Origin of the sequence: Slackia faecicanis, from assembly GCF_003725295.1 — a bacterium.
Lineage (GTDB): Bacteria > Actinomycetota > Coriobacteriia > Coriobacteriales > Eggerthellaceae > Slackia > Slackia faecicanis.
Map to the genome: position 1 here is coordinate 346,011 of NZ_QICB01000001.1, position 21,170 is coordinate 367,180.

A 21,170-nucleotide genomic window follows, 5' to 3' on the forward strand; every position below is an offset into this window, starting at 1 on the left:
CTATTCCTCGCCTTCCCCGCGCGAAGCGACGTCGCGGCCGGCATCGTCGATGCGCTCGAGCTCTTCCAGATGGTTGCGGAAATCGGTGGCCACCGCGTCTTCGAGGAAGCGGTACTCGTCCGACTCGAGGGGCTGGAAGTTGGCGATGTGCTCGAACATCATGCTCTGCGTGATGGGCACGTAGCGGCGCAGCTTCAGACCCTGCCTGTAGGCGTCTTCGACCGCCTCGCGCGCCGCGGCCACGATGTCGAAGCGGGCGAGATTGCGCGAAACCCTGGTCAGACGGGCCAGGTCGAGCTGACGGATGGAAGGATGGTCGAGCGCGATGGCGTTCCAGATCCGGCGGCGCTCGAGCTCGTCGGGAAGATAGATGTCCACGATGTTCATGGGCTCCATGATGTCATAGAGGATACCCTGGTCGAACGCATCCCCCGCCACGGAGGCGAGCACGTAGATATCGGGGTTGCCCACCGCGGAGCCGATCAGGCCGAACGCCTCGCGCGCGGCGCGCGACATGCTGGCGAACATGATGCCTTCGCCCTCGGTCGCGGATGCAGCCTCGATGAGCGGAGCGCCCCACAGGTCGATGTCTTCGAGCAGAAGCACGCTGGGAGATTCGAGGGAAAGCCTGCTGTTGCCGTTCATGCGGGCGGGACGGTCGGCCGCCGTGGTCACGCACAGAACCGGCATGCCCTGAGGGCCCGGCTGCATCTGCACGCGCAGCGTAGGAAGACCGAGCTCGCCGGCCGTGGCGGCCATGAGCAGGCTGGCGTCTTCGCGCGAGGACGTGCGAAACACCACGCTGCCCGAGGCGGAAAGCTTGTCGAGGCCGTGCTGGGCGCGCAGCGTGTCGAGAAGCAGGCGGTATTCTTCGTCTTCTTTCACGCCGATGCCGAGGGCGCGCACGTCTTCGACGGCCGATTCGAAGCCGACGAGGTCGTCGAAGCCCATGGGCCTGCCCGTCAAAGGCGATTTCGACGAGGCGTCTTCGGAGGCGTCTCGATCGTCCGCGGCGTCGGCGGCCGAATCGCGAGCCGGCGCGGCCTGCTCCTGCTCCTGATCCCGACCCTCTTCGCGAGGAAGCGACAGGGCGTCGGCGGGAGCGGACGTGCTCATGAGCGGCGTAACGCGCGCGATGCGCGCCTGGGCGCCTATTTCGTCCGAGATCATATCGGCCATGTCTTCGAGGTCGGAACGGGAAATTCCGAACTCGGAAAGCTTGTCGAGGGCCATAGACTGCAGGTCGAGGCCGAAATCTTTCGCCTCGTCGGCGGACAGATGCGGCTCGAGCTTGTCGTAGATGTATTCGGCGATCGAACGCTCGCGCAGATCGCACGCGAGCTTCCATGCCTCGCGCAGAGCCGCCACGGCTTCCATGCCGGGAAGCGGGGCGCGCTTGCAGGCCTCCTCATACGCCGTCAGATACAGATGCATGGCGAGCACGCGATCGCCCGCTTCGAACGCCTCGCGCGCCGCGGCGGAATAATCGGTCGCGCCACACTGGGCGGCGTCGTTTCCATGATGCTGGTCGGCGATGTTCGCTTCGTTATCGTTCGATTCGAGCATGCGCCCACCTCCTTTGCAATGTTCATCGGTCCTTCGCGCGCAAAATGCCTACGCGAAGGTAGCAGTTCTCATACTGCAGTGTAATGGGAAGGGGCGCGAACGGCAAACGCCGAGCAAAAGACTCGGGTTACGCCCCTCATTTCTCCACAGACACGTCCCAATCGAGCACGTCCCAGCCGCGGCGACGCGCCTCGCGCGCGAGCGGCCTGTCGGGAGTGACGGCGAAGCCGCGCGTGGCCGCGGCGAGCATGGGAATGTCGGAATGATGGTCGCCGTACGCCTCGACGAGCTCCCATTTGCCGGCGCCGTAGCGGGCATCGGCATAGGCGCGGATCGCATTGACCTTTTCCTCGCCTTCGATGCATGCGCCGTCGACGAGCGTGGTATAGCGGCCTTCGGCGTCGACCGCCATCTCGGTGCACAGGCACCCGTCGAAAGGATGCCTTTCCTGCGCGCGGCGAACTATCGGCCCGAACGTCGCGGACACGACGAGCACCTCCACGCCTTCGGATCGCAAACGCTCCATAGCGGCGTCGGCTTGCGGACGGAAACGCCCCGGCGCCTCGATCGTCGTGTCGTAGAATTCGGCGAGAAAACGGTCGACCTGCTGCTTCGGCATTCCCTCGAACGCGGTGAACACCTGGCCGCGCACCCAGGACTCGCTCTGCGGCAGGCGCAGCTTATAGGCCGCCGCCCATGCGAGAACCTTCGTTATGACGCGCTTGCGCAGCATATCGAGCCTGTTCAGATGGCGGACAAGGATCACAGGGGAATTGCCCTGGATGGATGTGCCGTCGAAATCGAATGCGGCGATCTTGCGTATGGCTTCTTCGGACATGGCCCGCGCCCCTTCGTTTCACGATGCTCATTCAAGATGACAGAAAGAGAATTATACCACGCGATCGAAAGGGCGGGAAAACGAAAGCGCCGCGCGCATCGTCTCGACACGCGCGGCGCTTCGCGGCTGCGGGCTACTCCCCCTCCCCTTCGCCTTCGAACTGGGACTCATAAAGCTCGGCGTATGCTCCGCCACGTGCGATCAGCTCGTCGTGCGTGCCCTGCTCGACGATATCGCCGTCGGAAAGCACCAAAATCAGATCGGCGTTGCGGATCGTCGAGAGCCTGTGCGCGATGACGAACGACGTACGGCCCTCCATCAGCTTGTCCATGGCCATCTGGATGCGGCGCTCCGTGCGCGTGTCCACCGAACTCGTGGCCTCGTCGAGGATCAGCATGCGGCGGTCGGCCAAGATCGCGCGGGCGATGGTGACCAGCTGGCGCTGGCCCTGGCTGATATTGCTCGCGTCCTCGTTGACCATCATGTCGTAGCCGCCCGGCAGCGTACGGATGAAATGGTCGGCGAACGCCGCGCGGGCCGCCGCCTCGACCTCTTCGTCGGTCGCGTCGAGGCGTCCGTAGCGGATGTTCTCGCGAATCGTGCCTTTGAACAGCCACGTGTCCTGCAGCACCATGGAAAACATCGAGCGCAGCTCGTCGCGGTCGATATCGCGCACGTCGGCGCCTCCGATGCTGATCGAGCCGGCGTCTACGTCGTAGAAGCGCATGAGCAGCTTCACCATAGTGGTCTTGCCCGCGCCCGTCGGACCGACGAGCGCCACGGTGCGGCCGCTTTCGACGCGCGCCGAGAAATCCTTGATCACGGGCTCGTCGGCGTTGTAGCCGAAGCGGACGTGGTCGAAGACGACCTCGCCCGACGCCGCATGCGCCGCATCCGAGCCGCGCGAAGGCTCCTCTTCGGGGGCTTCGAGGAATTCGAACACCCGCTCTGCCGAAGCGGCCATCTGCTGCAAGACGTTGGACACCTGGGCGAGCTGGGTCATAGGCTGCGTGAAGTTCTTCACGTACTGCACGAAGGCCTGGATGTCGCCCACCGTGATCGAGCCTTTGATGGCGAACGCGGCGCCCGACACGGCCACTGCGACGTAGCCCAGATTGCCCACGAAGCTCATGACGGGCATCATCAGGCCCGAGAGGAACTGCGATTTCCACGCGGACTCGTAGAGCACGTCGTTGGTCTTGCGGAACTGCTCGAGCGCTTCGTCCTCCTTGCCGAAGGCGCGCACCACCGTGTGGCCCGAAAACGTCTCTTCCACCTGGCCGTTGATCGCGCCGAGGTTCTTCTGCTGCGCGCGGAAATAGCGCTGGCTGCGCGAAACGACCGCTTTGACCAGCAGAAGCGACAGCGGAATCACCAGAAGCGCGATCAGGGTCATGGGCACGTTGATCGTGAGCATCATGGCCACGACGCCCACCACGGTGACGCTGCTCGTCACCAGCTGGGTCAGGCCCTGGTTGAGGCTTTGTCCCAGCGTGTCGACGTCGTTGGTGATGCGCGAGAGCACGTCTCCCGTGCTCGTGCGCTCGAAATAGCCCATCGGCATGCGCGATATCTTCTCGGCGATACGGCGGCGCAAAAGATAGCAGGTCTTCTGCGAAACGCCGGTCATAAGCCAGCCCTGCACGAACGAGCAGGCCGCCGAAAGCGCGTACAGCCCGATCGTGACGAGCAGGATGGAGGCGATCGCGTCGAAATCGATGCCGCCCGTGCCCGCGATCTTGGCGCCGACGCCCTCGAACAGCTCGGTGGTCGCGGTCGAAAGCACCTTGGGGCCGATGATGTTGAACACCGTCGAACCGATGGCGAAGACGAGCACCGCCGCCAATGCGAACTTGAAGGTCGCCATCAGCGAAAGCATCTTCTTCATGGCGCCCTTGAAATCGCCCGCCTTCTCGCCGGGCATCATACGATGATGGCCTCCATGGCCGCCCATGCCGTGACGGCGAGGCGGCATGGCGGATCCGTCCTGATGCATCACAGCGAACCGCCTCCTTTCAATTCCTCTTCCGACAACTGCGAGAGCGCGATTTCGCGATAGGTCTCGCACGTGCGCATGAGCTCGTCATGGGTGCCGCAACCCGCCACGGAGCCGTTTTCGAGCACCACGATGCGGTCGGCCGTAAGCACGGTGGAGATGCGCTGCGCCACGATCAGCACCGTCTTGCCGCGCAGGCCCTCGGCGATGGCGGCGCGCAGGCGGGCGTCGGTCTTATAGTCGAGCGCCGAGAAGCTGTCGTCGAACAGGTACGCGCGCACGTCGGCGGCAAGGGCGCGGGCGATCGAGAGGCGCTGGCGCTGGCCGCCCGAAACGTTCGAGCCGCCCTGCGCGACCGGCGCGAGCATGCCCTCTTCGCGTTCGGCGACGAAATCGGCCGCCTGCGCGAGTTCGACCGCCGCGCGCATGCGCTCTTCGCCCATGGACGGGTCGCTGTAGCCTACGGTGTCGGCTATCGTGCCCGAGAACAGAAACGCCTTCTGCGGCACGTAGCCGAACTGGGCACGCAGGTCGTGCTGCGCCATGGCGCGCACGTCCACGCCGTCGACGCGCACCGACCCGGAGTCCACGTCGTAGAAGCGCTCGACCAGCTTGATGACAGTCGATTTACCCGAACCGGTCGAGCCGATGACGGCCGTGGTCTTGCCCGCTTCGGCGGTGAAGCTGACATGGCTGAGCACGGGATCGCTTTCTTCGTCGTAGGAAAACGTCACGTCGTCGAAGACGATTTCGACGCCCTCGCTTCGGGGCTCCGCGAGGCTTTCAGGCTCGGCGGGGTCGGCGATGGAGCACGGCGCGGCAAGCACCTCGTTGACGCGCTTGGCCGCCACATCGGCGCGCGGCAGCATGATGGAGACCATGCCCAGCATGAGAAACGACATGATGATGACCATCGAATACGTGATGAACGCGATCATGTCGCCCGTCTGGATGGTACCGGCGTCGATCGAAAAGCCGCCCACCCACACGATGAGCACCGACACCGCATTCATCACCAGCATCATGGCGGGCATCATGAACGTCATGACGCGGTTGGTGAACAGCTGCGTGCGCATGAGCGCCGTGCTGGCCTGGTCGAAGCGGCCCTCTTCGTATTCCTGGCGGCCGAACGCCCTGATCACAGGGAGGCCGGTGAGGATTTCGCGCGACACGAGGTTCACGCGGTCGATGAGCTTCTGCATGACCTTGAACTTCGGCATGGCGAGCCCCATGAGCACGGCGACCGTCGCGAAGATCGCCGCAACCGCCACCACGATGATCCAGCTCATCGAGGCGTCGGTGCGCGACACCATGACGATGCCGCCGATCGCGAGGATCGGCGCGTAAAGCACCATGCGCAGCAGCACCGTCACGACCATCTGGATCTGCTGGATGTCGTTGGTGGCGCGCGTGATCAGCGACGCGGCCGAGAATTTCTGCACGTCGGCATCGGAGAACGAAAGCACCTTCGCGAACAGCCTTTCACGCAGGCGCTTGGCGACGCCTGCGGCGGTACGCGAGGCGATATAGCCGACGGCGATCGCGGCGGCCGTCATCAGCGCCGCCACCGCAAGCATGCGGCCGCCGATTCCCAGCAGATAGCGCATCTGCATCGAATCCATATCGTAGCCGAGCTGCTCGTATTCGGCCTTCGCGGCGGAGACGGCCTGCTGGGCGACGAGCGACTCGTCGGCGCCCGAAACGGCGGAAAGCGCGGCGTCGGCCATCGCAAGCACGTCGTCTTTCGAAACGGCGCCCTGGGCATATGCGTCCGTGAGCGCGTCGAGGTCGATCGGTGCGTCGGATGCGAGGTCTTCGCGCGCGGAGGCCGTTTGCGCGAAATAGGCGAGCGCGAACGGCGTCGCGATACGTTCGTCCAGTTCGTCGCGGCGTTTCTCGCCCTGCTCGTTCAGTCGGCACGTGCCGTCGTCGGCCTGCTCGTAACACGCGCGGATGAACGACTCGTCCTCGGCAGGCGCGAGCATGCACAGCGCCTCGAACATAGAGGAGCGCACGGCCTCGGGCGCGGCGTCTTCGACGCCCGCCTGCTGGATGCCCACGTCGACCAGGTCGGACGTCAGGCGCGGCAGCGACAGGTCGGCGAACGCCTGCGCGATGAGCAGGACGATCACCAAGGCCACAGCGGCCTTGGATTCTTTCAGGTAACGTATTATGCGCACGGGCCCTTCCCTTCCCCTTCGCAACGCTTCACGGAAGGACTTTGCTCGAAGAAATCAAGCACCGATTCGAGCGCATCGACCAGCTGCTCGATGCGCTCGGCGCCTACATAGGCGAACATTTCGTCCATGAAAGCGCGATGGGCGGAACGGCCCTCGGCGGCAAGGCCCTCGCCTTTTTCGGTAAGCACGAGTGCGACGGCGCGACTGTCTTCGTCGGAGCGCACGCGCTCCACATAGCCCTGCATCTCGAGTTTTTTGACCGACTGGGATACGGCCGAAGGCGTCACGCCGAAGCGGCGCGCCACGTCGGAGGGCCGCAGAGGCGTGCCGCTTTCGGCCGCCACGCTGACGCAACGGATGATCTGCATTTCGGCATGGGTCATACCGCAAAGCATTTCCGCAGGAACATAGCGCTCCCGATGGAAACGCCCCATAAGGTCGTAGAGTTTCGTACGCAAGGCCTCGGACTCTTCGTCGTTCATGGACTCTTTCCTTTCTTCGCCGTTCGATATGCGAATGCCCGGCTTCGAGCGAGGCGGACGGCCAACGCGCGTCGAGCCCCTCTGCGAAGCGGGATGAGTGAAACGCATGAATTGTAGCACCTACATAATGAAGTCTGTTAATTAAATAGAGCGCGTTTCGGATTCGTCATAAGAGAAGGCGGCGCGTTCGCGCGCGACCCTCTTGCGAACCTGCGAGGGGGGGGTCATGCAAGTCTGCGAGGATCGCGCGGGCATGCGAAGGGTCGCGCGAGCATGTGAGGATCTTTGCGAGCATGCGAAGGGCATCGCGAGCATGCGGGTTTGCCTGGTCGCTGCTTATACGCTCCCGGCTTGCGATCCCATAAGGCTTTTCGCGAGCGTATGCGAGCATATAAAGGCTTTCGTGGACATATGGGGTCTTTCGCGGGCTTCCACGCCGCCATTCCGACTTTTTTCGCTGCAGGACAAAATTTTTTTAAAAAAGTACTTGCGCCGCACGGGGATAGTGGGTAATATAACCGAGCTGTCTGACGCAGGAGCGAAAGACAACAACACGGGGTGTTAGCTCAGTTGGTTAGAGCGCCGGCCTGTCACGTCGGAGGTCGCGAGTTCGAGTCTCGTACATCCCGCCATCTGAATTCGAAAGAGTCGCTTCGGCGGCTCTTTTCTTTTATCCTCCCCCGCTCACCCTTCGTGTGCATGTCCGCCATGCCGAAACTGAGGCCCGAGGCCATTTTTCTGGCAGTTTGGCACGAATTGGCGATCATACATGCCTGATATGCGTGCAAACCACGCGACCAGCTGACATTTCCCCAGGTCGCGCCCATTCCCCCGCACCGTTTCATGGTCCATTTGCGCCAAACCAACGAAAAACCGGCACGAAACGCCTTTAAAATCCAAGAGGGCTTGAATGTCCGTATATATAACGCATAATTCAATATCTAATCTCAATTTAACGCATAATAATGCAAAGTGAGACAGTGTCCGAAAACGCAGAGATGGCACCCTCGATTCGCCGTCCCTGAAATCCACGGAGTTTCTCCCGTGCGCACATCCGCAGATCGGGTCGACAAGGCAGCATCCATCCATCTATGGCGATGGCGGGTGGTTCGACGCAGACCGCGGGTCAGGCTGACAAGACGGCGCCCGGCCCATACGAAAAACGCCCCGCCGAAGCGGGGCGTTCGCGCGGACTTCGGTCCGCGTCGTATCTGTGCGCTTAGCAGGACTCGGCCTGGCGCACGCGCATGATCGAAATCGCGTGCAGGCCCGTGCCCTCGAGCATGGCGTCCAGCAAGACGTCGGGCCTCAAGCTGCCCGTCTTCTTCGCCTCGAGCGTGAACGAAAGCGACGCATCGCCGCGCTCCATCTCGCCCACGATGAACTCGGACGGCACGAGCACCTTCTCCTTCTTCTTGCGCACCACCACGATCTGCTCGGGAATCGCGCAGGCGGCGACGGCCTGACTCAGCGCATCGGCATCGTCGCGGCCGTCATCGAATGCAAGACGGACCTCGTAGGTAGAGAACGGATACGCGACGCTGGCAGCCGCGTCCTCCTTGGTGATATAGCGCGCGGAATGCGGCATCAGGTCTTCGGCGCTCGCCGCGCGAAGGCGCTCCAGAGCGCGCTCGGGAGCCACGTATTCGGTCAGCTGCACATCGAAGATCTCCTCGTCTCCGCCCACGCCCACGGGCAGCGCTGCGCCGAAGGCCATCTTCATATGGGGCGAAAAGCCCTGGCTCACGGCGTAGGACAGATCGGCTCGACGCACGGCGCGCTCAAGGGCGCGCGCGACTTCGAGGTGGGACAGCATCACAAGGCGGCCTGCCATGCGATAGGTCACGCGCAGACGGAAATCAGCCATGGCGCACCTCCTGGGTCTGGATCTCGGTGTTCAGGCCCATGCACACGCCGCAGGCGGAGCAATGGTCGAACGTGCAATCGGGCGTGGTCCTCTCCTGCTGGGCCAGCTTGCGTTCGCGCTGAAGAAACTTGACGAACAGGCCCGCGGAAAGATGAGACCACGGCGGAATATAATCGGTATCGTAGGTTGCCTGGGCGACGCCTTCCATGCTCACGCCGCATTCCTCGCACGCCCGCTTCCAGATATCGAGCGAGAAATGCTCGGTCCATGCGTCGAAGCGAGCGCCCGAGCGCCACGCGGCCTCCACCACTTCGGCCACGTCGCGGCCGCCGCGGCTCATCATGGCCTCGACAAGCGACACGTCGGGTTCGTGCCAATGCACGTCGACGGCGCGGTATTTCACAGAGCGGCGCAAAAGGTCGATGCGGCGCTTCGCCTCTTCAGGCGTGATCTGGCCGTCCCACTGGAACGGCGTCTGCGATTTGGGCACGAACAGCGCGCACGAAATGCTCACGCGCACGTTGCCGCGCTGATTTTCAGGAACCGCCTTCTTCGCGCGGTCGTAGGCGCGTTGAGCGAGACTCGCGATGCCTTTGATATCGTCGTCGGTCTCGGTGGGAAGGCCGATCATGAAGTACAGCTTGCAGCGGCGCCAGCCTGCGGCGAACGCCGCGTCGATCGCGCCGAAGAGGTCGTCTTCGGTGACGCCCTTGTTGATAACGTCGCGCAGGCGCTGGGTGCCCGCCTCGGGCGCGAACGTCAAACCGCCGCGCTTGCCGCCCGCCACGAGCTCGGCCATTTCGACGCCGAACGAATCGAGGCGCTGGCTGGGAATGGATACCGAAATGCCCTTGCCCTCGAGCGCGCGATTGAGCCTGCGCAAGATCTGCTCGATCTGGCTGTGGTCGGTCGACGAAAGCGACGTGAGGCTCACTTCGTCGTAGCCCGTCTCGGCAAGGCCGCGGCACACCGCCGACACGATATTGTCGGCCGAGCGCTCGCGCACGGGGCGATACATCATGCCCGCCTGGCAGAAACGACAGCCGCGCGTGCAGCCGCGCAGCACCTCGACGTTGAATCGGTCGTGGATGACCTCGGTATACGGCACGATCATGGGCTCGTAGGCGTCGGATTCGGCGAAACCGTCCCACAGGCGCTTTTCTATCACGGCGGGAACGTCCTCGTAGCGGGGAACGGCCCATGCGCCGCGCTCCTGGGCCTCGACCTCGTCGAGGATGTCATAAAGCGAAGGAACGTACACGCCGTGCATATGCGCCATGGCGCGCAGCATTTCGGCGCGCGTCGCGCCTTCGGCCTTCATGGAGCGATGCAGCTCCAAAAGCTCGGGAAGCATCTCTTCGCCCTCGCCGAGCATGATCGCGTCGAAAAACGGCGCGTAGGGCTCGGCGTTGAACGCGCACGGGCCGCCGGCGAACACCATGGGGTCGCCTTCTCCGCGGTCCTCGGCGCGCAGCGCGATGCCCGCCAAGTCGAGGAATTCCAGCACGTTGGTGGCCGCGAGCTCGTGCGGAAGCGTGATGCCGATGGCATCGAATTCCGCAATCGGGGCACAGCTTTCCAGCGAAAACGCGGGAATGCCCTCTTTGCGCATGAGGTCGCACATGTCGGCCGCGGGCAGGAACGCGCGCTCGGCGGCCATGCCCTCCACGGCATTGACGCAGTTGCACAGAATACGCACCGCCTGGTTCGCCTGGCCGAGCTCGTAGGTGTCGGGATAGGTCATGCAGAAACGATACGGGGCCTCGGGTTTATACGTGCAGCCCCATTCGTGGTTCAAATAACGGGCAGGACGCTCGATCGAACGGCCAGCCTGGCGCAAAAGCCCCTCGATGCGGGGCCAGAGGTCGGTCATGGAAATTCCTGTCTGTCGTTTCGTACAAAGCCGCGTCCGCGCTTAGCGCGCCACGCGGTCGTTGGCCTGCTTGACGGCGTCGGCCGCGGTATGGGCGATGCCTCGGACGCAGGCGAGCGCCTTCGAAGGGGCCTCGCGCACGGCCTCTTTCGCCTTCGATGCCGCAGCGTCGCGGGCCTGACGGCCCATTTCGGCGGCGGCCTCCTTGGCCACCTGTCCGGTGCGCGTGGATGCCGCGGCATCCTGGACGGCGCGGCGGGCGTCCTCGACGACGCCTGCGATGCCGGCCATATTGCCGCCGTGCTCGAAATACTCGATCGCGGCGTGTCCCATGGCGCTCGTTCCCGCGTAGCCGATGCCGGCCTTGATGGCCCAGCCCAATGCAGGAACCACGCCGACCGCCTGACGGGCCACGGCGCGGCAGGCGAATCCGCCGCCCACCACCACGGCGAGCTCCTTGACGCGCTCGGCGCTCAAGGGCTGGCCGTACGCCGCGGCGATCTGCAGAACCATCTTCGCCTGATTGAGCGTCATGATCGGAAGGTCGGCGCCCGGGATGAACGCGACGAATCCGACGCCTGCGTTCTGGATCGACGTGGCGCGCACCGATTCGACCGAAAGCGGCTTGCGCACGAAGTCGAAAGCCTGGGCGAACGCGAGGCGCTTTGCCTTGAACGCCGCGACCACCCACTCGCCCATCTTGCGCGAAAGCTCGTCGGAGAACTCCTGCGTCAGAGGAATGGGCTCCAAGGCGAACGGGTCGCTCGGATCGAATGCCGAATAGACGCCCTCGGCATCGGCGTCTTCTTTGGTGATGTCGATCGGCTCGACCAGCATGACGATGCTGCCGTCCTTGATTTCGGGGGCGATCAGATCGCCTTCAGGAACGGCGAACCCGTGCTCTCGGGCGGCGGCATCCACCAGTTCGGGAAGCGTGGTGACCACCATGACGGGAATGCCCGCCTCGCGCACGCGCGCGGCGATTTCGCCGACCTCGGGCGTGACGCCGGCGGCGATAACCGCCATGTCGCTGCGGGGGTCGAACACCGCGGAGGCGTCGGAGAAATAATTCACCGACACGCGGGCCTGCGGCGATGCGCTCGCGAACGACGAGCGCACGAAGGCCGCCAGGTCGGCGGGCGCCGTGTCGTCGAGCATCACCGAGACGCACAACGGCACCGAACGGGCGGCATCGACATCGGTCGCCTCTTGAAACACCGCCATGATATCGATAGGTATCTTCTTCATGGGAATCCCCTTCGAACATTCGCTTCGGACGGAACGCGTGCCGATGCGCCGCATTCCGCCATTCGATTCACCTTACCACGCACGCTTCGCGGCCGTGCGCTTATCGACCGCTTCTCCGCATCATCGATGCGCGTAGACCGAGCCGATCAGACCGAGCAGCGAGAAATTGACCAGCATGAACGACGAGCCGTAGCTCATAAACGGCAACGGGATGCCCGTGACGGGCATGAGCCCGATGTTCATGCCGATGTTCTCGAGGATCTGGAACAGCCACATGCCCACGATGCCCATCACGATCAGCGTGCCGAACAGGTCGCCCGCGTTGCGCGCGATGCGGATGCAGGAAAGCACGAGCGCCAGGTACAGGCCGAGCAGCAGCAGCGCGCCCACGAAGCCGAACTGCTCGGCGAGCACGCAGAAGATGAAGTCGGTCGGCGCCTCGGGAACGAAGCCCAGGCTCGACTGCGACGCGTTCAGCAGGCCCTTGCCGAAAAAGCCGCCCGATCCGATGGCGATCATGGCCTGGTTGAGGTTGTAGCCCGCGCCCGACGTGTCGGCGCCCGGATCCAAAAAGACCAGCAGGCGGTTGCGCTGGTACTGCTTGAGCAGCTTGTATTCGCCCGTGGCGTTTTTCAGCATCTCGTCGACGGCGAACACCGTGGCCACCGCGGCCACCAACGCGCCCAGCGTGATCAGCAGATACTTCAAGCGCGCGCCGCCCATGACGAGCGTCACGCCGCCGATGAACAGGTACACGAGGCCCGTGCCCAGGTCGGGCTGGGTCATGATGCACGCGAAGGGAATGAGGATGTAGCCCAAAGCCTTCAGATATTCGCGCGGGTCGTCGAGGTTGCCGCCGTAGCGCGCCAGCACGCTCGCATCGAGCAGGATCACCGTTATCTTGGCGAACTCGCCCGGCTGCAGCTGCATGCCCACGTTGATCCAGCTCTGCGCGCCTTTCGCCTCCACGCCGATGATCGGCAGATGAGGCGAAAGAATCAGCGCCACGTTCACGATCAGGAGCAAGGTGGTATAGCCCGCGAGCTGGCGATAGTCGATCGAATAGAAGACCATCATAGCCACCACGCCCAAGCCGACGCCCATCAGCTGGCGTGTGAACGAATAATCCTCGTTGCCCTGGACCGCCGACCAGACCACCAGAAGGCCGTAGGCGATCAGGCAGAGCGCGATGGCGACGAGCGACTTCGGAATGGCGTCCATGAAGCCGCGCTTGCGCCGCGTCGCACCGTCGGGAGAACCCGACCCGACCACGCCGCCTTCGGGCGTGCGGACGCGATCGATCTCGTTGAATCCGGCCATGCTAGTCGACCCTTCCTGCGCCCGTGCCGTGATACGGGACGGACTGCGTGATCTCTTCCGTGGGAGTGAGCTCCTTGTCGAGGGCGCCCTGGCCGAGCTTCACGCACCCGTCCATGACCTTCGCCGCGATAGGGGCCGCGGCGGTCGCGCCCGCGCCGCCCTCGGTGATGACGCACGTCACGACGTATTTCGGCTTGTCGTAAGGCGCATACATCGCGAACCACGCATAGCCGTCGTGCTCGGCCCATTCGCCCGTGCCCGTCTTGCAGGCGCACTCGTAATCGTATTGCGACAGCAGATCGGGAATGGAGGCGTCTTCTTCGGCCACGCCGCGCAGCGCGTCGCGCACCGTTTCGAGCTCGGACTTGCGCACGTCGGGCTCGCCCGTGAACTCGGGCTCGTGGCCCACCACCTTCTCGCCGCTGGAATTGCGCACCTCTTTGAGCAGGTTCGGCTTGGGAAGCTTGCCCGTGGCCACGCCTGCGTAGCCCACGGCCATCTGCAAGGGGGTCACGATGACGTTGCCCTGGCCAATTACCATGTTGGACATGTCGCCCGGCTGCCACTGGCCCTGTTCGGGAGCGTTTTCCCAGTTCTTGGCCTTCCACTCGGGCGTCGGCACCACGCCTTCGCCTTCGCCGTCGAGCTCGATGCCCGTCTTCTTGCCGAAACCGAATTCCTTGACGTAGTTGGCCATGGCGTCCATGCCGAGCGTCGGGGCGGAATCGTAGAAGTTCTTCGCGATCTCGTAGAACACCGTGTCGCACGAGATCACCATGGCCTGGCGAAACGATATGGGTCCGTGGCCGTCGAGCTTCCAGCAGTTCTGTCCGTACGACTCGCCGAAGCCCGTCCATCGGCCGGTGCAGTTCCACGAGCGCGACGAGTCGGCGAAGCCGTAATGAAGGCCCGCCATGCCGGTGAACGCCTTGAACGTGGAAGCGGCGGGATACTGGCCCGCGATGCAGCGGTTGAGCAACGGAGACCCCGACGACTCCTTGTCGTTGTAGCGGTCCCAGTCGTCCTGGGACACGCCGCCGACGAAGTGCGTCGGGTCGAACGGCGGGAAGCTCGCCATGGCGATCACGTCGCCGGTATCGACTTCCATCGCCACCACGGCGCCCGATGTGCCCGTGCCGCCGCCAATCACGCCGTGCGGCGCGATCAGGGACTGAAGCTCTTCCTCGGCGATCTTTTGCACCTTGGCCGAAATGGTGAGGTACAGATCGCTGCCCTGCGCGGGAGGCGTTTCGCTGCGCACTTCGTGCACGGTGCCGTCGACGTCGGAAACGACGACCTTCGCGCCGTGCGAGCCGAACAGATAGCCGTCATAGGTCAGCTCGACGCCCGATTGGCCCACTTCGTCGCCGCTTTGGTAATCGCGGCCGGCGGGAATGGCCCCGAGCTGGGCGTCGGTCACGGTGCCCGTATAGCCGAGAACCTGGCCGGCCAGGCCTTTGTAGGGATACACGCGCTTCGAGCGCCTCTGCACGCTCACGCCGGGAAACGCGTCGGGATGCTCGGCGATGAACGCCACGTCGCGCGGCTTGGCGTCGGAAGACACCTCGCGCTGCGCCTGCGCGCCGCCGCTCGTGTCCAGGATGCGCTGCCTGACCACCGCGTAAGGCACGCCCGTCAGCGCGGAAAGGCGCATGAGGACGCTGCGGTCCTGGGCCACTTCGGCATCGGCCACGATCGCGGGCGTGATCTTGTTGTCCACCATGACGATGCCTTCGGTATCGTAGATGCGCCCGCGCGCGGCGGGCGTCTTGATGGTGGTGAGCTGGTTCTCGTCGGATTTCGCGCGGTATTCGCCCGAAGAGAGAACCTGCATGCTCCACAGCTTGATGGACAGGCTGCCGAAAATGCCCGCGATCAGAACGCCGAGCGCCGTGTAGCGCGGCCTGAGCCGGTCTTTCAACGGGCTGTTCGAGCTTTGATGCGCGCCTGCCGACGCCGCCATCGATTCGCCTTTATGCATGCGCAGCGGCTCGGCGGAGCCGATCGAAGAAACGGATTTCGCCACCGAAGATCCGGGTTTCACCGAACGCGAACGATAGTAGATGACCAGCGCGGCGCCCGATATGGCCAAAATGACGATGGCCGTGATGATCGCCGTTACCATAGAGCCTCCTTAACGCAGTCGTATCGTGGAAGATTCCGGCGCCACATGGTTCGAGGCGCCGCGCGCGAACAGGGCCGAAAGCACGGGAAGCACAATCAGGCAGACCGCGCAGTCGTAGAGCGCGCACGGAAGGGCGCGCATCAAAAGCGCATCGGCCGCAGTGATGTCGGTGGTGGCCACGTAGAACAGCGCATAGCACGCTTCGACCAGAAGCGACGAGGCCATGGTGATCAGAAGCGACACGGAAAGCGTATCGTTGCCGAGACGCATCGAGGCGCGGCTCGCGCAAAACGCCACCAGGGCCAGCAGGGCCGCCATGACGCCAGGCGTGCCGCTGAGCACCAGGTCGTACACCATGCCGAGAGCGAATCCGACCACCATGGTGGAATCGGCGGGGCGAAGCATGGCGGCCACGCCCACGAACACGAGCACGAAATCGGGCATGGCGCCGAAGATAGCGATCGAAGGCGCCAAGATCAGCTGCAGCGCAAGGCTCGCCAAGCCGGCGAGGAACAGAAACACCGAACCGCGCATCGGCTACTCCCCTGCCGTCGCGCCGGCCGGCTTCTTCGACGCGCCGGATGCCGAATCGGCGGCCGCGGACTCGTCGGCCGGCTGCTCGGCGGCCGACATGACCACCGTGACCTCTTCGAGCGGGTCGGCGACGGACAGAGGCGACACGACGATCGTGCGGTCGGAGGTGCCCGCGGAAGCGCGGACCGCCGAAACCGTGCCCAGCTCCATGCCGCGGAAGTAGCTTCCGCCCAGGCCGGACGTCACGATGACGTCGCCCACCTTCACTTCGACGGAAGAATCGACGTTTTCGAGATACAGCAGGCCCTCTACCGAGCCTTTCACCACGCCTTCGGCGCGATTGCTCTGGATGTAGACGGAAACGCCGCTTTGGGGGTCGTCGATCAGGCGCACCTTACACGTCAGGGGGCTCACCTCGACCACCTGCCCCAAAAGGCCGCTGGAGCCCATGACCGGAAGGCCGGGCTCGACGCCTGCGTTGGAGCCCACGCCCACGGTGATCACGCGGTCCCACGCATCGGAGGCAAGGCCGATCACGCGGGCCGTCACGCCTTCGGTGGCGTACTGGTCGGACAAATCGAGCAGGCCCTGGAGGCGCTGGGCCTCCTGGCGATATTCCTCGAGCTGGATGACCTGCGATTTAAGCTTGGCGTTCTCTTCTTTGAGCGCGGTGTAGGACTGGTCGCTCACCGTGGCGTTCTCCACCGCATCGCCCGCGGCCTCTTCGGCGAAAGCGACGCCCGTTCCGAGGAACTGGACCGGGGCGGCCGCCATGCCCGTGACCGACTGGACGTTATGCAGGAATCCGTCTTGGCTTTCGCGGCTATAGACCGAAGCGCACACGACCGCCACCACGAGAAGCGTGACGAGCAGCGCCACGCCGCCCGGCGCCATCGACTTCTTATGGACGGTCGGCTGTTTGAATGCCATACGCTACGTACACCTCCATGAAACGAGAGCGCCGGACGCGATGTCCGGCGCGAAACAGCGATACGGCCCCTTATTTGGAGCGCATGAGCGTCTGCTTGAGCGCAGACGGCGTTTCCAAAACCTTCAAGCAACCCATGGCCACGTTGGTCAGGGCCGTCTCGCTCGTCCAGACGGGGATCTCGAGGCGCTGCGTCAGGAAACGGTCGAGGCCGGAAAGCAGGCCGCCGCCGCCCGTCAGCAGAATGCCGTTGGAGATGATGTCGGACGCGAGGTCGGGGTTGGTCTTCTTGAACGTTTCCTTGATGTGGACGACCATTTCCTCGATCGGCGGCTGCAGCGCGGCGCGCACGTCCTCGGACTGGATCGTGACCTCGCGCGGCTGCTCGGTGACGACGTCCTGACCCGAAATAATCATATCCTTCTCGCGGCCGTCTTCGAACGGCAGGATGGAGCCGATCTTGATCTTGATGATCTCGGCCGTGCGCTCGCCCACCTTGATGCCCAGAAGATCGCGCAGGTGCATGGCGATCGCCTCGTCCATCTTGTTGCCGGCGAGACGAAGACTGGAGCTGGTCACGATGCCGCCGAGCGAGATGACGGCGACCTCGGTGGTGCCGCCGCCGATATCGACGACCATGGAGCCGGTGGGCTCGGTGACCGGCAGGTCGGCGCCCATGGCTGCGGCCATAGGTTCTTCGATCAGGTAGGCCTGGCGGGCGCCCGACTGGATCGCGGCCTCGAACACGGCGCGTTTTTCGACCGACGTCGCTCCGCACGGGATGCAGATGACGATGCGCGGCTTGGCCTGCCACGGATAGCGGCGCTCTATGGCCTTGTTGATGAAGGCGGAAAGCATGGCCTCGGTGACATCGTAATCGGCGATCACGCCGTCGCGCAGCGGATGCTCCGCGGAAAACGCGTCGGGCGTGTGGTTGATCATCTGCTTGGCCTCATGGCCGACAGCGAGCACGCGGTGCGTGCTCCGTTCTATCGCAACGACGCTCGGTTCGTTCAGAACCACGCCCTGCCCCGTCACCGCGACGAGCGTGTTCGCAGTGCCCAAGTCGATGGCCAGGTCGGACGAAGAGGAGCCCCCGAATCCGCCGAAGCCACCGGTCAGGTTGCTTATGAAATCCATGAACGACATAGAGAGTGTCCTTTTCCGTTTCGTTTTCTCTATTTTCAGCATGCCCCTTAGGCGTAGCCGTTAAACCCGTTCATTCTAGCACACGCCAAATTGCGAAAACGCAACGCAGACCGCATACACACAAAGGCCGAATCGAAGCAGAGCTCGAAGACGAGAAATGCCCGCGCGAAAAGGCGCGGGCATCGTTTCATGCACATGGATGCAGGAGCTTCGGCCTCGCTACAGGCGAATGCTCCATGCGCGCGTGGCGCCGATGGCATCGGACACGCGATCGACCACCTCTTTCGGCGCTTCGCTTTCGACGTTCAGGAACACGAGCACCTCATGGCAGCCGGCGCGCTTGCCGATCGCCATGGTGGAGATGTTGATCCCCTCTTCGCCCAAGATGGTGCCGATGCGGCCGATCTGGCCGGGCTCGTCGGCATACAGGAACACCAGGGAGTGGTCGGCGGGAACCACATCGAGGCGATAGCGCAGAATCGATACGATATGCGCCTCGTGCAGCGAGCCCGGAACCGTGACCGAGATCTCGAGGCCGTCGGCCTCCATGGACACGATCGAATCGTAGCCGCGCGAATCGGCCGAGGCGCACGCGTCCATCTTCACGCCGTGGCGACGCGCCGAAGCGTCGGCGTTCTCGGTGGAAACGGATGCCTGACCGTGGCGGGAAAGCACGCCGCCGAGCGCCGATGCCGACAGCACCTGCAAATCGCCCGCGCACGGGCCGGCAGCCATGATGGACAGGGTCTTGGGAACGTCGCCGCCGAGCTGGGCGAGCATGCTGCCGCACATCTGGCATGCAGGAATGTATTTCGCCACCGAGTCGGCCAGGTCGTCGGCCACCATGTTGATGACCGTGGGAACCACGAGGCCCTCGAGGCCGTTGGCAACGTAGCGCGCGATGTTGACGCCTGCGCGCATCTGGGCCTCTTCGGTGTTGGCGCCGAGGTGCGGGGTCAGAACCGCACGGTCGAACTCGGCCAAGGGGGTATCGGCGGCAGGCTCGGATTCCAGCATGTCGACGCCGCAGGCGAACACGCGCCCCGCGGCCATGAAATCGGCCATCGCGGCCTCGTCGATGATGCCGCCGCGCGCGGTGTTCACCAGCACCACGCCGTCTTTCATCATGGCGAACTGCTCGGCGGCGAACATGTGGTAGGTCTCCTCGGTGCGCGGAACGTGCACCGTGATGAAGTCGGCCAAAGGCAGCACTTCGCTCATGTCGTCATACAGCGCCACGCCGAGCTGGCTCGCGCGCGACGGCGAGCAGTACGGATCGTAGCCGACGACGCGCATGCCGAAGGCGCGGGCGCGCTCGGCCACCAGGCCGCCGATGCGGCCCAAGCCGAAGATCGCGAGGGTTTTCTCGAAAAGCTCGTGGCCCATGAACGCGTCGCGGCGCCACGCGCCCTCGTGCACCGACGCGTTGGCGGCGGGCACTTCGCGGGCGGCGGCCAGCATAAGGGCCATGGTGTGCTCGGCCGCGGAAACGATGTTGCTGGTGGGCACGTTGCACACGGGAATGCCGCAGGCCGTCGCTGCATCGACGTCGATATTGTCGCAGGTCACGCCCGCGCGGCCGATGATTTTGCAATTCTTCGCCGCCGCGATCACCTCGGCGGTCATCTGCGTGGCGCTGCGGACGATGAACGCATCGTAGTCGGGCGCGACCGCAAGAAGCTCGTCGGGGGTCAGATCATAACGGGTATCGACCGTATAGCCCTTCTTCTCGAGAATGGCGATTCCCTCGTCGACGATCTTGTCGGTTATCAGAATCTTCACGGCATACTCCCTTGCAGGCATAGACGGCGAAACAGTGCATATCCGCAGAAGGCGGACCACGAAACCCGATTATACCCACGAGCCCGCACAGCCCGCCGCCTGCGCCGGAGCAGCGGCGTGAAGACGCGCCCCAACGTGTCGCGCGCCGGGGAAAACGCTACGAAGCGGCCTGGGCGGCGCGGGCCGTGAGCACGCGCGAACGGCCCGCGAGGTCGGCCACGACGCGCACGTCTTCGTAACCCGCTTCGCGCGCGAGGCGGGCGGCCTCGTCCAGGCAGTCCTCATGCAGCTCGAACGCGAACGCGCCGCCCGGCTTCAAAAGCATGCGCGCCTGGTCGAGCAGGCGACGATACACGTCCAGCCCGTCGGCTCCGCCCGCAAGCGCCAGCCGCGGCTCGTGCTGCGCCACCTCTTCGGGCAAACGTTCCATCACGTCGTCGGGAATATAAGGCGGGTTCGACACCACCAAATCGAACGCGCCCGGAAGCTCGTCGACGAGCGTTCCCGCCAGGTCGCATTCGCGCACTTCGACGCGTTCGTCCAGGCCGAGCGCCGCCACGTTCTCGCCCGCAAGCGATGTCGCGACGGGAGAAATATCGGTCGCCACGATGCGCGAGCACGGGTATTCGTAAGCGATCGAGCACGCGATGCAGCCCGAGCCCGTGCACAAGTCGGCCACCAACGGGCCCTGCTGCGCGTCCTCGCACGCCGCCCGGCACGCTTCGCCTTCCGACGAGAGGAGCGCCTCTTGCTCGTCGAGGGAAAGCGAATCCGTCGCGCAGCGGCGCTTTTGCGCGGGAAGGAGCGCCAGTGCCTCGCTGACCAGCACTTCCGTTTCAGGGCGCGGAATCAAGACGCCCTGCCTGACCTTCACGGCGATATGGCGGAACGCCACTTCCCCGGTGATGTATTGCAAAGGCTCGCCCGCGCCGCGCCGCGACACGTAGCCGCGCAAGATATCGCGCTCGTCCATGGACAGGGGCCGTTCGAAGTTCACGTACAGGTCGATACGGCGCATGCCCGTGGCCTCGGCCAGAAGCCATTCGGCGGAAAGGCGGGGGTTCTCGTCGCCTTTCCTTTCGAGATAGCCCACCGTCCAGTCGAGCGCGGCCTTGACCGTCCATACTTCGGCGGAATTCGCCATGAATGCCTTCCCCTCCTTGCCTGCGCGCCGATGCGCACGGCCTGTCGAAGCCGTCGCCCTCGGCGAAAAGCCTGTCTATAGAAAAGCGCCCGGACACGCCGGGCGCTTCGATGCGAGAAACCGTATCCCGCACGCGTT

General features: G+C 64.3%; 15 protein-coding genes and 1 tRNA gene. 1 reads left to right on the plus strand and 15 read right to left on the minus strand.

From position 1 onward, the window contains the following. The 5 genes from DMP07_RS01585 to DMP07_RS01605 form a co-directional block, all read right to left on the minus strand. Positions 1–1,566 carry a ribonucleotide reductase subunit alpha gene (locus DMP07_RS01585; protein WP_123197399.1) on the minus strand — a complete coding sequence of 522 codons (1,566 nt, stop codon included), beginning with the start codon at positions 1,564–1,566 and terminating at the stop codon, positions 1–3. Positions 1,567–1,702: 136 nt separating this feature from the next. Next, complete coding sequence (locus DMP07_RS01590) at positions 1,703–2,404, minus strand: HAD family hydrolase (RefSeq protein ID WP_123197400.1); 702 nt, start codon at positions 2,402–2,404, stop codon at positions 1,703–1,705. Positions 2,405–2,537: 133 nt separating this feature from the next. Then, a complete protein-coding gene (locus DMP07_RS01595) occupies positions 2,538–4,400 on the minus strand; it encodes an ABC transporter ATP-binding protein (RefSeq protein ID WP_211324477.1) in 1,863 nt (620 codons plus the stop codon). Beyond that, positions 4,400–6,580 (minus strand): ABC transporter ATP-binding protein, encoded by a 2,181-nt coding sequence (locus DMP07_RS01600; RefSeq protein WP_123197401.1) that lies wholly within the window; start codon positions 6,578–6,580, stop codon positions 4,400–4,402. Before DMP07_RS01600 ends, DMP07_RS01595 begins: the two co-directional genes overlap by 1 nt. Then, entirely contained in the window at positions 6,571–7,062 is a 492-nt protein-coding gene (locus DMP07_RS01605) for a MarR family winged helix-turn-helix transcriptional regulator (protein WP_161957000.1), read from the minus strand. The genes DMP07_RS01600 and DMP07_RS01605 overlap by 10 nt, the downstream gene beginning before the upstream one ends. A gap of 555 nt (positions 7,063–7,617) precedes the next feature. Here DMP07_RS01605 and DMP07_RS01615 point away from each other — a divergent pair. Next, positions 7,618–7,694: transfer RNA gene (locus tag DMP07_RS01615), tRNA-Asp, on the plus strand. Between the two features lie 587 nt (positions 7,695–8,281). Here the strand turns inward: DMP07_RS01615 and DMP07_RS01620 are convergent. The 10 genes from DMP07_RS01620 to DMP07_RS01665 form a co-directional block, all read right to left on the minus strand. Further along, the gene (locus DMP07_RS01620) at positions 8,282–8,929 is read right to left on the minus strand and encodes a TIGR03936 family radical SAM-associated protein (protein ID WP_123197404.1); all 648 of its coding nucleotides are present in this window, start codon (positions 8,927–8,929) and stop codon (positions 8,282–8,284) included. After that, positions 8,922–10,802, minus strand: a complete 1,881-nt coding sequence (locus DMP07_RS01625) for a TIGR03960 family B12-binding radical SAM protein (RefSeq protein ID WP_123197405.1) — start codon at positions 10,800–10,802, stop codon at positions 8,922–8,924. The genes DMP07_RS01620 and DMP07_RS01625 overlap by 8 nt, the downstream gene beginning before the upstream one ends. A gap of 42 nt (positions 10,803–10,844) precedes the next feature. After that, positions 10,845–12,050, minus strand: coding sequence for a YcjF family protein (locus DMP07_RS01630; protein WP_123197406.1), 1,206 nt, complete (start codon positions 12,048–12,050; stop codon positions 10,845–10,847). A gap of 120 nt (positions 12,051–12,170) precedes the next feature. After that, entirely contained in the window at positions 12,171–13,370 is a 1,200-nt protein-coding gene (rodA, locus tag DMP07_RS01635; protein WP_123197407.1) for a rod shape-determining protein RodA, read from the minus strand. 1 nt (position 13,371) lies between these two features. Then, on the minus strand, positions 13,372–15,495 hold the full coding sequence (gene mrdA / locus DMP07_RS01640; RefSeq protein ID WP_123197408.1) for a penicillin-binding protein 2: 2,124 nt from the start codon (positions 15,493–15,495) through the stop codon (positions 13,372–13,374). Between the two features lie 9 nt (positions 15,496–15,504). Continuing rightward, entirely contained in the window at positions 15,505–16,029 is a 525-nt protein-coding gene (mreD, locus tag DMP07_RS01645; RefSeq protein ID WP_123197409.1) for a rod shape-determining protein MreD, read from the minus strand. Between the two features lie 3 nt (positions 16,030–16,032). Continuing rightward, the gene (mreC, locus tag DMP07_RS01650; RefSeq protein ID WP_123197410.1) at positions 16,033–16,959 is read right to left on the minus strand and encodes a rod shape-determining protein MreC; all 927 of its coding nucleotides are present in this window, start codon (positions 16,957–16,959) and stop codon (positions 16,033–16,035) included. A 70-nt stretch (positions 16,960–17,029) separates the two neighbouring features. After that, the gene (mreB, locus tag DMP07_RS01655) at positions 17,030–18,106 is read right to left on the minus strand and encodes a rod shape-determining protein (protein ID WP_123197411.1); all 1,077 of its coding nucleotides are present in this window, start codon (positions 18,104–18,106) and stop codon (positions 17,030–17,032) included. Between the two features lie 219 nt (positions 18,107–18,325). Next, entirely contained in the window at positions 18,326–19,888 is a 1,563-nt protein-coding gene (gene serA, locus DMP07_RS01660; RefSeq protein WP_211324478.1) for a phosphoglycerate dehydrogenase, read from the minus strand. Positions 19,889–20,045: 157 nt separating this feature from the next. Continuing rightward, on the minus strand, positions 20,046–21,032 hold the full coding sequence (locus DMP07_RS01665) for a N5-glutamine methyltransferase family protein (protein ID WP_123197413.1): 987 nt from the start codon (positions 21,030–21,032) through the stop codon (positions 20,046–20,048). Between the last annotated feature and the right edge of the window lie 138 nt (positions 21,033–21,170).